The 16,012-nt window shown below is 46.9% G+C and carries 11 protein-coding genes; 2 read left to right on the plus strand and 9 right to left on the minus strand.

Annotated features, from left to right (window positions below; translation table 11 throughout):
• Nucleotides 1–23 precede the first annotated feature (23 nt).
• The 6 genes from AR543_RS14825 to AR543_RS14850 all read right to left on the minus strand — a co-directional run bounded on the left by AR543_RS14825 (nt 24) and on the right by AR543_RS14850 (nt 8,204).
• The gene (locus AR543_RS14825) at nt 24–314 is read right to left on the minus strand and encodes a hypothetical protein (RefSeq protein WP_060535249.1); all 291 of its coding nucleotides are present in this window, start codon (nt 312–314) and stop codon (nt 24–26) included.
• Nucleotides 315–556: 242 nt separating this feature from the next.
• Entirely contained in the window at nt 557–2,551 is a 1,995-nt protein-coding gene (locus AR543_RS14830) for a stalk domain-containing protein (protein ID WP_060535250.1), read from the minus strand.
• Nucleotides 2,552–2,910: 359 nt separating this feature from the next.
• Nucleotides 2,911–6,072 (minus strand): bifunctional cytochrome P450/NADPH--P450 reductase, encoded by a 3,162-nt coding sequence (locus AR543_RS14835; protein ID WP_082472240.1) that lies wholly within the window; start codon nt 6,070–6,072, stop codon nt 2,911–2,913.
• 147 nt (nt 6,073–6,219) lie between these two features.
• Nucleotides 6,220–6,798, minus strand: a complete 579-nt coding sequence (locus AR543_RS14840; RefSeq protein ID WP_060535251.1) for a TetR/AcrR family transcriptional regulator — start codon at nt 6,796–6,798, stop codon at nt 6,220–6,222.
• Between the two features lie 518 nt (nt 6,799–7,316).
• Entirely contained in the window at nt 7,317–7,547 is a 231-nt protein-coding gene (locus tag AR543_RS14845; RefSeq protein ID WP_060535252.1) for a DUF896 domain-containing protein, read from the minus strand.
• A 249-nt stretch (nt 7,548–7,796) separates the two neighbouring features.
• Nucleotides 7,797–8,204 carry a hypothetical protein gene (locus AR543_RS14850; protein WP_060535253.1) on the minus strand — a complete coding sequence of 136 codons (408 nt, stop codon included), beginning with the start codon at nt 8,202–8,204 and terminating at the stop codon, nt 7,797–7,799.
• Between the two features lie 336 nt (nt 8,205–8,540).
• Here AR543_RS14850 and AR543_RS14855 point away from each other — a divergent pair, with 336 nt between their 5' ends.
• On the plus strand, nt 8,541–8,843 hold the full coding sequence (locus tag AR543_RS14855; protein ID WP_060535254.1) for an ArsR/SmtB family transcription factor: 303 nt from the start codon (nt 8,541–8,543) through the stop codon (nt 8,841–8,843).
• A 1-nt stretch (nt 8,844) separates the two neighbouring features.
• Nucleotides 8,845–11,472 carry an FAD-dependent oxidoreductase gene (locus tag AR543_RS14860; RefSeq protein ID WP_060535255.1) on the plus strand — a complete coding sequence of 876 codons (2,628 nt, stop codon included), beginning with the start codon at nt 8,845–8,847 and terminating at the stop codon, nt 11,470–11,472.
• 159 nt (nt 11,473–11,631) lie between these two features.
• On the opposite strand, the gene AR543_RS14865 is transcribed toward AR543_RS14860, so the two are convergent.
• From AR543_RS14865 to AR543_RS14875, 3 genes are all read right to left on the minus strand, one after another.
• Complete coding sequence (locus tag AR543_RS14865) at nt 11,632–12,081, minus strand: C40 family peptidase (RefSeq protein WP_060535256.1); 450 nt, start codon at nt 12,079–12,081, stop codon at nt 11,632–11,634.
• 515 nt (nt 12,082–12,596) lie between these two features.
• Entirely contained in the window at nt 12,597–13,232 is a 636-nt protein-coding gene (locus tag AR543_RS14870) for a flagellar brake protein (RefSeq protein ID WP_082472241.1), read from the minus strand.
• Nucleotides 13,233–13,726: 494 nt separating this feature from the next.
• Complete coding sequence (locus AR543_RS14875; RefSeq protein WP_060535258.1) at nt 13,727–15,928, minus strand: heavy metal translocating P-type ATPase; 2,202 nt, start codon at nt 15,926–15,928, stop codon at nt 13,727–13,729.
• Between the last annotated feature and the right edge of the window lie 84 nt (nt 15,929–16,012).

Consider the following 16,012-nt stretch of genomic DNA (forward strand, 5'->3'; position numbering starts at 1 on the left):
GCTTCTCCTCCTTTTGCTTTCTGTTACATGCCCATTAGCATGGCTCCACACATCGCAAGCAGCAGCAGGGTAAGTCCTCCTATAGCTGCGAGAATCGGTACAATCACTTGCAGGAACCAATTGAATTTGCGAGGCTGTGGTCCATCGGGATTCGGACGCTGAAAACGTGGATTCACCGGAATATCCGCATCACAGTTGACCTGGCAGGCATCCATCTGCGGATTATAGCATTCCTCGCACAGTGGCTTGCTGCAGCGCGAGCACTGATGTGTAGCTATACGTTCCTTATGATTTTTGCAATAGAAATTTGCCATACCCCCACCTCCATCGTTATTTATTTCCATTGTATACGCTAACAAATATTCCGACTACTTTTGATTGCAAACAATGTTTTGTCTTGTCTGAACAAACTGGATTGGCAAGAGATATAGCATAAAAAGAGTGCTGAGAATAGTCTACATCTCAGCACTCTCTATTTCACAGTCGGTATAGTCCATTAATTATTTTCACAAATCAGGCTAATTGTATTCATTTATCCAGTGACTCATACACATTCCTAAATACTGAATATTTCGTATACCACACCGTCACCAAAGCCCAGCATATCCAGCGAATTGCCGCTAATATAAGACCAGACTTCGATAACATGACCATCCTGTCTGGATACTTCCTTACGATCCGGTTCGCCCCACGCAAATAATACCTGCTGCTTGGTCATTCCACGGACTACTTCTCCATTCTGGATATGTGTCCAGGTCGACGCGGACCAGTTGTATTTACTGGACGGACTGTACGTAAAGAACTGGCTGGAATCGGACAGTAGCTCGGTAATCTCATTGGCAGTCATCTGATCGCTTGGATAGTCCTTGCCATTGGCACCGCGGAAATGAACAACAAATCGGGTGCGGTTATACGGATCTTTCTCTGCGTTAATGTCTGCAATCGTTACTTTGCTGAATCGGTCACCCGCTCCGCTATAGCCATTAATCCAATATGATTTACCAAGCAGTCGTGTCAGATTACCAATCTCTCCCTGTTTGATCAGACGCTGTGTATCTGCTGATTGTACGGTCACTTTGGAGCCATTTACATTTAGTACCGCCTGTTTGTAACGGGCATCCCAGCTGACCTTGGCTGATGAAGCAATGCTCGTCAGCAGCGCTGCTGGGAACACGGTCTGTCCATCAGCGATCTGTACTTTGCCTTTCATGGTAACAGGTTGATCGTTGATTTTGGCTGCTGCACTATTTTTGTTCAGGACGATCCGGTCTTTGCCCCATGTGATTGCAAATTGATTACCATTAACGGCTACGGAGGCACCGAGTGCCTTGAATACGCTCTGTACCGGCAGATAGACGATACCATCAATGAGCAAAGCACCGGTCAATGCTTCTTCGGATGCGCCATTTAGTGTAGCCTGCGCAGTACGCCCGTCTGCGTTCAGGGTAACTGCAGCGCCGCCGATCGCTTTTACTTTCAGACTGCCATCGGACAGCACTTCGGCGATCTGTGGCGGGTCCACCTTGAGTTCTTCTGACTGTGCCGGGCGGCTGCTTATATAGCCATTGGAATATACTTCCTGTACCTGTGCTTCAATTTTGTCTCCTACAGCAGCATCGGTTTTAGAGAGTACTAACTTCAATTCCATGATAGAAGGTACATTAAATGCAGTTACATTTTGCCGGTTATCCAGTACCCAGGAGCCGTCGTTGCGCCGGGCATAAATGCCTTCCGGTCCATAGGTGACTTCACGGATATCACTCAGCTCGGTCAGCTGCTCGGGAGCAAATCCGGATGCCCGGCTGCAGGACCAGACAGTTCCGTCCTTTTTCACTACCAGCAGGGTACGGCTACTGCCCTGCCAGGCCATAGAGACAGCATCCTGCGCAATTACTTTTGGCGACTCTTCGGCTAGCAGATCATGTAATGTTACACTGCCATCGCTGCGCAGTACGGCGAGTGCAACTCCATCCTGCCTGATCGAGACGGCATCAGGATAATTGCCGATTCTGCGGCCAAGTCCGCTTTCGGAAGATTTGTAGTAAAAGACATCTCCCGAATTTTTCAGCGCCGCATAGGAATCTTCGAACCCGTCGATCAACTTGATATTATTCGGCGGAGTATCCAGTCGATGGGAATCCGCCAGCCTGATTTTTCCATCGCGTCCGAGGATGATACCGTTGCCGGCTACCTGTGCAGCATTGTTTACTCCGTCGACGATCTCTGTTTTTCCGGTAACGGTATCCCAGCTCATTACCTGTCCGCCTTCGGTCCAGCCGTAGAAATGGTTATTGGTCCCTTTGGTAATACCTTTAAAATTGTACTGGGAATGCCATGGTCCCTTGATTGATTTGGCCCATATGGAGCCGTCGGACAGCAGATAATTGTCTCCGTCTATCACGGCTACAATGCTCAGATTGGAAGATGTGGTATCCGCCGCCGCAACGGATAAGACCGGCATCCATGGCAGCACAACAGAACCTGCCACCAGTGTCAGGCTCAGAGCGGAAGAGACCGCCAGATGATGAATCATTCTTTTTCTCTCTGTCATAAATGTATTGTTCCCCTTTTTCTATAGTGACCGGCTTATGTACATCCCAGGTCTCCGGCATCCTGCCTTATATGTAAAAGAATAGTGTACCTTCTTATTATCGCTTGAACGACAGCATTTATGAATACATGATGTGTAATTGAAGACGGATTAAAACAAGGCAAAAAGCACTCCCGTCTGTCAATTAGATAGCCTCACAGGACACTGACAGTTTGGGAGTGCGATAGCACTTTTTGATAATCTTTTCGATAATTCTATTTACTTGTTCTTTTTGATAGCCTGGATAGCTAGTTTAGATAGCTGATACAGATGATCCCAGACTCGATTATTTTATACTTGTATTTATTCTTATCCCCATATTAAATACCCGTCCATACATCTTTCACATAACGCCCATTCTGCTGAAGCTCCCCGAGCCACTGTTCCGCCTGCTCGGCACTCGCCTGATGTACATCGCTATACATCTCCTGCAGCGCCTTTTCCACATCCGGTGCCATCTTATTGCCGTCACCGCAAATGTAGAGTTTGGCACTCTCATCGAGCAGACCGATCAATTCCTCTGCATGTTCACGCATCATATCCTGCACATACTGCTTGTGATTTGGCTCCTGACGGGAAAAGGCCGTATATAGCTTTACAATACCCTCATTCGCATAACGCTGCAGTTCATCCCGGTACAGATAATCCTTGTCGGGTGTGCGGCAGCCAAAGTATAATCTGGCTTCGCCAAGTGCTGTTCCCTGCTGCTGCATATGATGACGTGCCTGCAGGAAGCCGCGGAATGGCGCTACTCCGGTACCCGGTCCAACCATAATCATAGGCGATTGCGGATCTTCTGGCAGATCAAAGCCGGAACGCGGAGAACGGATAAACATCAATACCGTGTCTCCCTTTTTCAATTCGGACAGATAGCTGGTCGCTATGCCATAGTATTCTCCTTTGCCGCTACGTGCAGGACCGGCGATTACACTAACCGTAATGCTGGCACGATCCGGCTGTACAGCTGGCGAGCTGGAGATGGAATAATACCGAGGCTTCAATGCCGGCAGCAGTCCAAGGAACTGCTCAAACGACATTTCACAGGACATATATTCATCCATCAGATCAAGCAGAGTCACCCGTTTTTGTAAAATCTCGCGATGATACGTCTCGTTATCCAGCAGCGCCTCCAGCTCTTTGCGATGCGGCGGACACTGGTTATTGTCGGCCATTGCCCGAATCTGGGCGCGGGTCGCTACATCCTGCAGCTCAACGCTGAGTGTGAGCAGTTCCATAATCGATACCGGACGATCCAGCGGCAGATAAGCCGCGCTGCTGCCCTGGCCGGTAATGCGGATACGCTCTCCGCCATCCATGCGGAATCGGCGAAGTACACGCTGTACGAGCGATTGCGGATTGCGCGGGATAATCCCCATATGATCGCCTTCGTGGTACGTCTCACCCGGTGGCAGGGCAATCTCCAGATGCAGTGTGCTGCGCCCGCTGTCCGGCTGCTGCAGCTCATAGGCTTCCGCAATCTCGCATTCTACTGCATTATAATTACGCACGAGCGGACTGCCGACCGGCGAATTAACGAACTGTACCTGAATAGCATTTTCTTTTTTCAATTCCTGTTCATTGATCTCTACATTGAAAATCTTGAACAGCTCCGGCCACAGTTCACTTCTCCACTCGTCCAGCTGCATTTCAAAATCTCCGCTCGCATCACCTTCACCACGGCGGAAAATACGCTCGGCGCCTTTTTGCTCCAGCAGCTCATCAATCAGCTTGGGAATACGCTGATACGTACTCGCCCAGTTATGGTCGCCGCAACCGAAGACCACGTATTTTACACCTTTGCAGCTGCTGCTATCAGCATTTTGCAGCCAGTTGACGAATTTCTCCGCATTGCTGGTCGGCTGACCATTGTACGAAGAAGCCACGATCATCAGTACGCCTTCCTGCGGCAGATTGCCCGCATAATCATCCAAAGGTGCAGCAGATGTCTCGAATCCGTACGTTTTTCCGCCTTCTTCCAGTTCTCTCGCTACCGCTTCGGAGGTACCCAGATTGGAGCCGTACAGAGCGAGCAGCGGAGTATCATGCTTTTGAACCGCTTGGGACACTTCGGGCTCGTTCTGCTGTTCTGTACCTTCGGTACCAGGAATCGCTACGGCGACGCGGGCAGTACGCGGATGTACCTTCATACGGAATCCGTCCGGCTTCAGCGTCAGGGCCTCACGGATCTTGAGCTGATACTGCTCGGCATCCTCGAATTCAAAATGCTTGACCAGCATACCGAGCACCAGTGTCGCTTCATACATGGCGAACTGCTGACCAATACAAGCACGCATCCCATGTCCAAATGGCTTGTACGCATACTCCGGAATCTGAGATTCGTCTTCAAATCGTTCCGGTTCAAAGGCTTCTGCATTGTCACCCCAAACTTCCCGGTTACGATGCAGAGAAGGACTGATGATGTTGACGCTTTGCCCTTTTTGCAGCGGATACTGGCCTGCCAGTATCGTATCTTCCTTGGCCATCCGGGAAAAGGCTGGTGCCGTCGGCCACAGACGCAGCGCTTCTCGCAGAATCATGCGGATATATTTCAGATCACGTACCTGTTTGTAGCCCGGTATAGGGTCAGCCAGTACACGATCCACTTCGGCACGTGCCTTTTCCAGCTTGTCGGGATTGTTGAGCAGGAAATACAGGGCAAAAGACAATAGTCCACTCGTCGTCTCATGACCGGCGATCAGAAAGGTAATCATCTGATAGCGGATATTCTCATCCGGCAGCTTATCTCCGGTCTCCGGATCAACGCCGTTTAGCATCCGACTGAGCAAATCATTTTCTCCATGATCTCCATTTTCCTTGCGCTGCTCAATAAGGCCGTCCGCCACTTCGAACATATAGTCGATATTTTTCTGGAATTCGCGCTTTTTGTGAAGTGCCAGCTTGTTCTGAATCTCCAGCCGATGCCCCTGGTTCATCGCTTCATCCAATGCCTCGACCATACTCTCTACAAAAGGATGAGGTTCCTGACTGTAAAAGCTGTTAAATCGGTAATTGAACGCACACAGTCCAATTGTATCCAGTGTCAGCCGGGTCATATCATCCGGCACTTCGACCGGCTCGTCGCGGTTCAAACGTGACCATTTTTGTACCAGCTGAACAGCGATATCGACCATTTTGTCATGATAGTCCTGCATAGCACGCTGACTGAAGCTGGGCATGAGCAGACGATGCGCTTTACCCCAGTTTGGTTCATTCGTCCAGCTGGTGAACAGACCGTCTCCGGCAAAAGGACGTACCCGTTGCAAAGGACTCCATACATTTTTATCAAATTTGGATTCGTCGGACAGCTCTTTGACCAGATGGGGGTCAGATGTATAGATTTCTTCACGGTCCGGAAATTCGAGCTTAATCAGTGGTCCATGTTCATCAAGCAGTTTCATTACGCTTTCTAACGGATGCTCTGCATCAATCAAAGGCAGGTTGCCGAGTGGTCCAAATGTTTTGGGCTGTGGAATTGTTGACATTATAAATCTCCTCCTGTCTGGATACGTGGCTATAGCGACAATCAACAGTTGAGAAAGGAATAAGTGATAAGGAATGAATATTCATTCCGTTTATAATGCAATAAAAAAAGATATGACAATTATGATATATCAAAACCAGTTGCTTTTTCAATTGTGGACAGCAATCATGTCCCAGCAGCATTGATCCGCCTGCTGAAGCAGCGCGTCATCCGTAATAGTAAAGCCAGATGCCATTTTCTGCTTGCATATCCCGAGAAATGCGCCGAATACCATCAGAATCAGTGTATGCGAAGGCAGATTTTTGATCATACCCTGCTGCTGACCGTTACGAATAAACCGATCAAAAAAATCCATCAGTTCGTAATATACGTTCAGACTCTGCTCATTTAGCAATCTGAAATAATAATGCGTATCAATAAAATGCAGCGCATTCAGATCGGTACCGGCAAACTCGGTCAACCGCATAATAATATGGCGAAACTGGGCTCGTGGATCGCCTGTCTGCGGAAAAGCCTGTTCAAATCCCTCATGCAATCTCGCCAGCCGATCCTGGAATAACGCGTTGACCAGCGCTTCCTTGCTAGAGAAGTAGCGGTAAATAGTGCCTGCTCCTACACTCGCCCGTTCAGCGATCTCGGGTACAGTTGTACCATCAAAACCTCTCTCGGCAAAAAGCGCGAGTGATGCTTCAACAATCTGTGCCCGCTTATCCAGCGTCTTATTCATGTATTCACCTCTTTTAAATCGATTATTCCATGTGCACTCTGTTGTGCTCTGTTCACGTTACACTCTTTTTAATTTAATTAGGGATATCAAAATTCTCACAAATCAGTACGGCAATCTATGGCATGATGTGTAATTTGGATAACATCGTCCTGACAGCATTTGGTCTGATAACCAAAAAGTCCGACTGTGTTTTTATAACCTTCTGTTAAGACACCTAAACCGGTAATTCCAAATCCAAGCCTGAATATATCCATACATAAAATCTCATCCTTCCATAGAGCCAGGCGTTCTCGCGGAATCTGTCTATGCAAATTATAATTTTTTGAAAATTTCTATTTCGTTCACTTGCTATGTAGATTGGGTTGCTGCTTAGGGTAGCCGTGCAGGCTGCAACAAAAAAAGCATCCCCGTACCCGTATGGATTCCACCTTGCGGTTTATACATACGGGTTTTCAGGGATGCCGAGTATACCAATGACCTGGATCAGTTAGCAGATTGGCTAAATGAGAAGTCATCGTTTAATCAATAATAAATCCTTTTTCTTTTTCAGCGCGCAGTTTGTCAGGAGTAACATCATTACCCATAGCATCGACTACAGTCAACCGGGAAAATGTGCCAAGTACCTGTCCACGAATCTCACGCAGATACTCCTGACGCAGTACACGCTGTTCTTCTTTTTCTACATCGTTCAGGCCGTGTTCGCGCTGTTTTTGGGCAAGTTCATTAATACGAGTTAAGCTTTGGATCATAATTATACCTCCGTTGTTATGGCAGCTGTTTGCTGGCATTATTTTAGTTTGATTTTGTGTTTACTGACTTTTTATGCTGCTGCAAAAACTTTGATAATTGATCTTAAATTGTATATCTCATATTTAAGATATTTTTAGTATAACACATATTTTTATAAATGCAACACCCTTTCCTTTTGTTGCTTTTCTATGTTGTCGAGTATCATTTTCCGATGGTAACGAGTTTATTTTGTATATCTTGTTGTAGGTTTACTGACTCAGTGATCGGCTTCTTTGTCGTAGCAAAGACCCGCTGGCTGCACAGGTTACGACCAGTTGAACAGCCAGTGTACTCCATGCAAATGCTGGCGACAGTTGATACGTTTCACTTATATAGATAACGCTGACACTGAGCATCATCATAAACAAGCTAACAATGAGCAGCGTCTGGTTTATTCCCCATTTTTGCTTGGTACTGGAGACTTGCGGAGATGACTCCGTCGATGTGTCCTGATCGGAGTCGTTATTCTCCCGTCTATTATAGAAAATGATATGTACTGCAAACAGACCCAGCGTAAGTGCCAGCCAAAGATAATGAATATTCCCTGTGCTGCTATACAAACGAAGTGACCCACCCAGAATACAAAATCCAAGTGCATAATCAATCCATTTTCCCATTTTGGACTTCCTCCTTCCCATCTATACAAGCTGACTGGTATGAATTATTTACATCTATAGACAGCTTGATTTGTTCTTGTGGCTCGTTTGCTTGGTATTTACCATATACCTGCTGGTATAGATTGCGTATGCCTCCCATCTATCCAGTGATAGTGTATCTTTTTTCCAGTAAAAAATAAATATTGACCACTAAATCAATATAACGTAATATTACGATATAACGATTCATGATATTTATCTTTTACAAAATATTTACCCTATCATACTGTATTTATTCTATATACTTTATGACTTTGTACTGTAATTTATTGAAATCAAAACCGGGAGGTATACAAGATGAATTCTGCTTTTAATATACAGGATTGGAAAAAGTACGACGAACCTGCCGAAGTGCTCAAAGCACTGTCTCACCCGGTACGGCTCTGTATTGTGCGTGGGCTGCTGCGCAAAAAGAAATGTAATGTGTCGTATATGCAGGAATGTCTTGATCTGCCGCAGTCTACCGTCTCCCAGCATCTGCAAAAACTGCGCAGTGCCGGTATCGTCATGACCGAACGCAGCGGTCTGGAAGTCAATTATATTATCGCGGATGAGCGGATCGAACAACTGATTGCCGTCTTTTTCGGAGAGGAAGAATAATATGGAAAACAAAACTCAAAAACGCAAGGTTCTTATTGTTGGCGGGGTAGCTGGCGGTGCTTCTGCTGCTGCCCGGCTCCGCCGGCTGGATGAACATGCAGAAATTATTATGCTGGAAAAAGGGCCTTATATTTCTTTTGCCAACTGTGGACTGCCTTATTACATCGGTGGTGCTATTGCCGATCGGGAACGGCTGCTTGTACAGACTCCCAGCGGCATGGCGGACCGCTTTGGGATTGATGTACGAACCGATAGCGAAGTAATATCGGTAGATCCGGAGCGGAAGATAGTTCAGATTAACAGTATTGAACGTGGAGAATACAGCGAAAGCTATGATGAGCTGATCCTCTCTCCCGGAGCCAAGCCTGTTATTCCAGCTATCCCCGGAGTCGATCATCCCCTGATTCATACGGTACGTAATATTCCTGATATTGATCGGATCAAAAAGCAAATAAATTCGTCTAACAAACAATCGTCGATCGTCATAGGCGGTGGATTTATAGGTGTAGAGATGGCCGAGAATCTGCGAGAAGCAGGTCTTGATGTTACGCTCATCGAGGGCAATCCTCAGCTGCTGACTCCATTTGATCCGGAGATCGCTGCCTCTCTCGCACAGGAAATGCAGCAGCATGGTGTACAGCTGTTATTTTCGCAGCGGGTCATCGCTTTTCGGGAAGCTGCACAAGGAATTATCGTACAGCTGGGTAGCGGTCAGGAACTGCAAACCGATCTGGTGATTCTCGCTGTCGGTGTAGTACCGGATACCGGATTTCTCGCAGACAGCGGGATTGAACTCGGTACACGCGGGCATATTATAGTCAATAACAAGCTGGAGACCAGTGTGCCGCATATTCATGCAGCAGGCGATGCGATTGAGGTACAGGACTATATTCACCAGCTTCCTGTCTCGATCCCCCTGGCCGGTCCGGCAAACAAGCAAGGCCGGATTATTGCTGACCGACTGGGTGGACTCGATTCTACCTACAAAGGAACACAAGGGACTTCTATTATCAAAGTATTCGGTCTGACCGGTGCCACTACCGGCAGTAATGAGAAAACCCTGCAGCGGCTGGGTGTACCGTATCAGACTACGATTGTACACCCCAGCTCTCATGCTTCTTATTACCCTGGTGCCACTGCGCTCACGATCAAGCTGTTATTTACGCCGGAAGGCCGTATTCTCGGTGCGCAGGCTGTCGGTTATGAGGGAGTGGACAAACGGATAGACGATATTGCGGTAGTGATCCGGCTAAGTGGAACAATCCATGATCTGACCGAACTGGAGCTCAGTTATGCCCCACCCTATTCTTCTGCCAAAGACCCGGTGAATATGGCAGGCTATGCTGCGCAGAATATTATAAATGGTCATGTACAGACTTTCACCTACGGCGATATTGCTTCTATAGATACCGGGCAATCACTACTCGTAGACGTGCGGACTTCTATCGAACATCAGAATGGTCATATTCCCGGCTCCATCTCGGTTCCTGTCGATGAGCTGCGGGCACGGATAGGCGAATTGGATATTTCCAGAGAAATCTGGGTCTATTGCCAGGTTGGACTGCGCGGATATACAGCGGCACGGATTCTGGCACAGCATGGTTATCGGGTGAAAAATCTGAGCGGCGGATACAAGACATATAAGCTGATGTACCCGGCTGCTACTCTGTCTCCTCCTGCTCAAAGTTCCCAGGATCATCTGTCCGTACCAGTAGATCATCATTCATCTAAGCCCAAGACAGCAGTTGTTCAGCCTTCTGCATCCACTGCCGAATTATCGGTTAATCCTTATCAGTCTGTTGGTGAACCTGTTGCTGCTACCGCTGCGGCTCTTCATTCTACCGGCGATGCAAATACTCCTTCTGCTCCGATCGAACTGGATGTGTGTGGCTTGAGCTGTCCCGGCCCGCTTATTCAGGTCAAGCAACAAATGGATACGTTGCAGAATGGTCAGAGTCTAAGGGTAACCGCATCCGATCCGGGATTTTATGAAGACATACAAGCCTGGGCGTCCATGTCTCATCAGCCGCTGCTTGAGATCAGCCGTGGTCATGGAGGCACAATTACCGCGCTGCTGCGCAAGTCCGAGCAACCCGTTTTCACTGACCAAGATCATCATCCAGCGCCTCGGAACACCCTGTCTGCAGAGACTTCCAGCCCAGCTGCGAGTACGATGGTCGTTTTTAGTGGAGATCTCGACAAAGCGATAGCCTCCTTTATTATTGCTACCGGTGCTGCTGCCAGCGGACGCAAAGTGACGATGTTCTTTACTTTTTGGGGGCTCAGCGTACTGCGCAAACCACCAGCTGCTCCGGTAAGCAAAAATCTGATCAGCCGCATGTTCGGTACGATGATGCCTGGAAGCAGTCGACAGCTGCGGCTTTCCCGTATGAATATGCTTGGTATGGGTCCGCGCATGATCCGTGGCATCATGCAGCACAAAAACGTACCTTCCCTGGAGGAACTGATCCAGACTGCTACTTCGCTCGACGTAGAAATGGTCGCCTGCCAGATGTCGATGGATGTCATGGGGATTCAGCATGAAGAACTGATCGATAATGTCAAAATTGGTGGAGTGGGCTACTATCTCGGTCAGGCTGATCAGGCTTCGCATAATCTATTTATTTAAAAAATAACGATAGGGATATACCTTTTTATAACAAATTAAATATACTACTCTATCTCATGCAAAAACGTGGAATCCATTCTCTGTACATCATACAGAAATGAATTCCACGTTTTGGTTTATAAAGCGTCTATTATAAATAGGTTGGTGCTTGTTCTTGATTTATTTTACGACCCGCCTGGCAGTCACATAGCGTTTGGCATAATAGGATTGTGACAGACTGCTGATCGTTACGCCACTGCTGCTGGCTGCATGAATAATCTTGTTATGACCAATATAGATAGCGACATGGGAGATTCCTCTTCCCATTGTGTTAAAAAAGACAAGATCGCCTACAGACAGATTGCCTTTGGCTACAGGCTTGCCGATCCTCGCCTGCTGTCTGGCTGTACGCGGCAGAGTCTTGTTTAATTTCTTATATACATAACGTGTGAATCCGGAACAATCAAATCCCCGTGTACTTGTTCCTCCAAGTACATAAGGAGTACCGATCACCTTGCTGGCTTCTGTTTTGATTTCACTTTTGAATGTTGACGAACTTGCAGACGCGCCGGCTGGATTTGCTGTGCAAATAATGGAGGCAGCCAGCAGAGACAATATCATTTTCTTCAAACAAATACTTCTCCCTTCGGTGCTTGCGGAGTTGCTTCAACCTCTGTCCAGGGGTAATCTGAGCTCTCTATCTATGTAAACAAATTCCCTTTATAGTAAGGACCCGCGGTGCAAACTGAATAATTTAAACCAATCAACGACATCAGAAACATTTATTAAATTTTTGTAACCTTTAACACCATAAATCATTTACCTGTCTTTTGTCAAATATCGTCGCAATTTGTTCATTTATAAAGGGGTTGACGCATTTATGATACATAAGATGCAGTTCCCCTATCTATAGACCCGGGACAATACACTGTATCCTGGTCTTTATTTGTTACCATATGTGCTGTATATCGTTCTACCGCCGATACAACAAACAAAAAGCCCGGTCTTAGAGACCAGGCTTGCTGTTTATTTATATCTTTATATATATATCTTCGATGCCATTCTGAGGCTACTCTATAGAAACTACTTTTTATCGGTACTTATCGATGTAGTTAATGCCGCTGCAGAAGCGATAGGCGCAGGGGCTATTTCCGTACCCGCACTTGTTCCTGGATTGCATAACGGATAATATGATTGCGATGCTGTTCCTTGATATCACTATATTGAAGCGCTACTTTGTAACGTCCGGCATCCAGTTCGTTCATATATACCAGATCCGCTTTGAAAGGCAGCGATATTTCATTTTCTCCTTTATAGAGATACATGGTACCAGAGTATTTATCATATTCTACAGGTGTGCGGGTATAAAAGGACAAGCCGCCACCGCTGATATCGTGAGTATAAATCTCCAGTTGCTGCTCCGGTTCCTGTTCGACTTTCAGATCACAGCGTACGGAAGAGCTGATCCGCAAATAGTCACGATTTTGAATTTTGATAATATCAGCAGGATCAGGAGCCTGCAGCTTCAGTTTGAGCGGCTCGCCCTCTATCCGCTCCATCCGGGTCTGGAACTGATACTTCAGCTTGTCATGACCAACAAAGAAGACAAATACATCCCGTTTGATCATTTCGCTTAGAACCAGCTTTTCTTTGCGGGTAATATCGCCCAGTACAATCGCCTGCTCGTCGACTGTTTCTACACGTCCTACCATCATATTGCCTTCATTGTCCTGTACATCCAGGTATTGATTAACAAAAACATAACTTGTGATCTTCATCATCTATTCTCCTTCTATCCGATTGACCAGCTGCTTATTCTGGTGTGACTGTAATTGTTTTATGGTGTCGTACCGTTGTCATAATCACCTATAAAAATTAACAACTGAATAGAAACCTGTCTGCTTCATAGGCAAGTTCTTTTCGTTGATTTATTCAGGTATTTAGTTACCCTTTTATCAGTATAATAACACAATAGACCTATAAATAGAACAAATTTTGTCGAAAAATTAGTTAATATGTACCATAAAAGCATTTACACATCATTATTATCCATTTGAAGTCATCTGTTAGGTACTATATACCTATTTTATCAATAGATAACAAAAAAACCGCAGCGTTTGTAACGCATACGGTTTTATCGTTTTAACTGTATAACAAGCTATTGAATCGCGGTAGGCTTCCCCGGTCTACTCCGAATGATCATTAGACAGACAAGGATCGATTATCGCTCTGCTATATTCTTTTACCAGCTGACTATACAGGTATTCACTATATCCTAGGCTGGCTGACTCTCCGGTAAAGTTCCGCCTGTAGCTGGTGTCTCGGCACGCAGTACACGAGTCGCGTTCAGTACGGCAAGCAAAGTAACACCTACATCCGAAAATACGGCTTCCCACATGGTAGCAATACCGAATGTGCCCAGAATAAGAAATACCGCTTTGACTCCCAATGCAAATACGATATTCTGCCATACAATACGGCGGGTACGTCTGGCAATACGAACAGCCGTCGCCAGCTTGGAAGGTTCATCCGTCATAATCACGATATCGGCAGCTTCAATCGCAGCATCCGACCCGAGTCCGCCCATCGCTACGCCAATATCGGCGCGGGCAAGTACCGGTGTATCATTAATGCCATCGCCGACAAAGATCGTTTTTTCCCGTTTGCCGCGCTGCTGCTCCAGTTTTTCTATTTCTTCTACTTTATGCTGCGGCAGCAATTCGGCATGCACTTCATCGATTCCGAGCTGTCTGCCAACTGCCTCGCCGACAGTCCAGCTATCACCAGTCAGCATTATGGTACGGCGGATGCCCTGCTGCTTGAGCTGCTGAATAGCTGCAGCTGCATCTGTTTTGATTGTATCGGCGATCACGATACTACCGGCATATTGTCCCTCGCAGGCAAGATGAATCACCGTGCCTGGAGCTTGGGGTTCTATATAATGAATATGTTCGCGCTCCATCAATCGTGCATTACCGGCCAGAATCTGCTGTCCATCCAATTCCGCCTGGATACCATGACCAGCAATTTCGTCATAGTGGCCCACTCGATTCGTATTAATCTTACCTTGATAAGCGGTACGGATCGATTCGGCAATCGGATGATTGGAATGCAGCTCTGCATATGCAGCCAACTCCAGCAGCTGATTCTCCGAATACCCATTAGCAGGGTAAATTGCAGTAACGGCAAAAGTCCCGTGGGTCAGTGTACCTGTCTTGTCAAATACCACATAGCGCACATCATTCAGCGCTTCCAGATAGTTACTGCCTTTGATCAGGATTCCCGCTTTTGAAGCAGCACCAATCCCTCCAAAAAATCCAAGTGGGATCGAGACGACCAGTGCACACGGACACGAGATGACGAGGAAAATCAGTGCTCGGTATATCCAGTCCGAAAACGTCGCACCACTGATCAGCAGCGGCGGAACAACAGCCAGCATTGCCGCAATAATAACGACTTCCGGTGTATAGTAACGGGCAAACCGTGTAATAAATTTCTCTGTCGGTGCCTTTTTGCTGCTGGCATTTTCGACCAGTTCGAGAATTTTGGCTACCGAAGATTCACTGAACATTCGGGTGACTTTGACGGTCAATAGCCCATTTTTATTAATACAGCCGCCTAATACTTCTTTGCCGGGTGCCACTTCGCGAGGTACCGATTCACCTGTGAGTGCCGAAGTATCCAGCATAGAGGAGCCTTCAATAACAATTCCGTCCAGCGGTACCTTTTCCCCAGGTTTGATTATCATATGATCGCCGATTTGTACGGCTTCGGGTGATACCTGTATAGTGCCGTCTTCTGTCTGTATATTGGCATAATCCGGACGAATATCCATCAGCGCCGTAATCGATCGCCGTGAGCGGTCTACCGCCATTCCCTGGAACATCTCTCCTACCTGGTAAAAGAGCATAACCGCTACACCTTCGGGATACTGTTGTACGGCAAAAGCACCAATCGTCGCTACCGACATCAGGAAATACTCATCAAACACCTGTCCACGCAGTATATTACGCACTGCCTGCCATACAATATCCGCGCCGGCAATCAGATAAGCGACCAGAAAAATCGTAAATTCCGCCCAACCCGGCAGCGGCACCCACAGACCGGCTGCTGTCAGGCCTGCCCCTACAACCAGCCGTGTTATCATGATCTGACGCCGGGATAATCCCGGCTTCTGTTCTGTCTCCGAATCTGACGTTGTCTGCTGCGCCATGTCAGATATAGCAGCAGGCTGTTTCAATCGTACGGTTACCTGCGGCTCAATCCGGTTAACTGTACGAGTCGCTTCATCCACTACCGCTTTTTCATATCCATTTGCCGTCTCCAGCATTAGCGTCTTGCTTACAAAGTTGACTGAACAGGCGGATACACCTTGAATTTTCTGTACATTGTTCTCAATTTTCATTGCACAGTTGGCACAGTGCAAACCATCGAGAATCAGTTCACGCCGGACGACTTTATCCTGAGTATGCTCCAAGGATAATCTCCCCTCTCAATAACAATACATGAGTAATTGTTCATATGTTAGGTTCATTATAGTTCCTCTATAGAGCAAAGTCAA

The sequence above is a fragment of the Paenibacillus bovis genome (assembly GCF_001421015.2).
GTDB lineage: Bacteria > Bacillota > Bacilli > Paenibacillales > Paenibacillaceae > Saccharibacillus > Saccharibacillus bovis.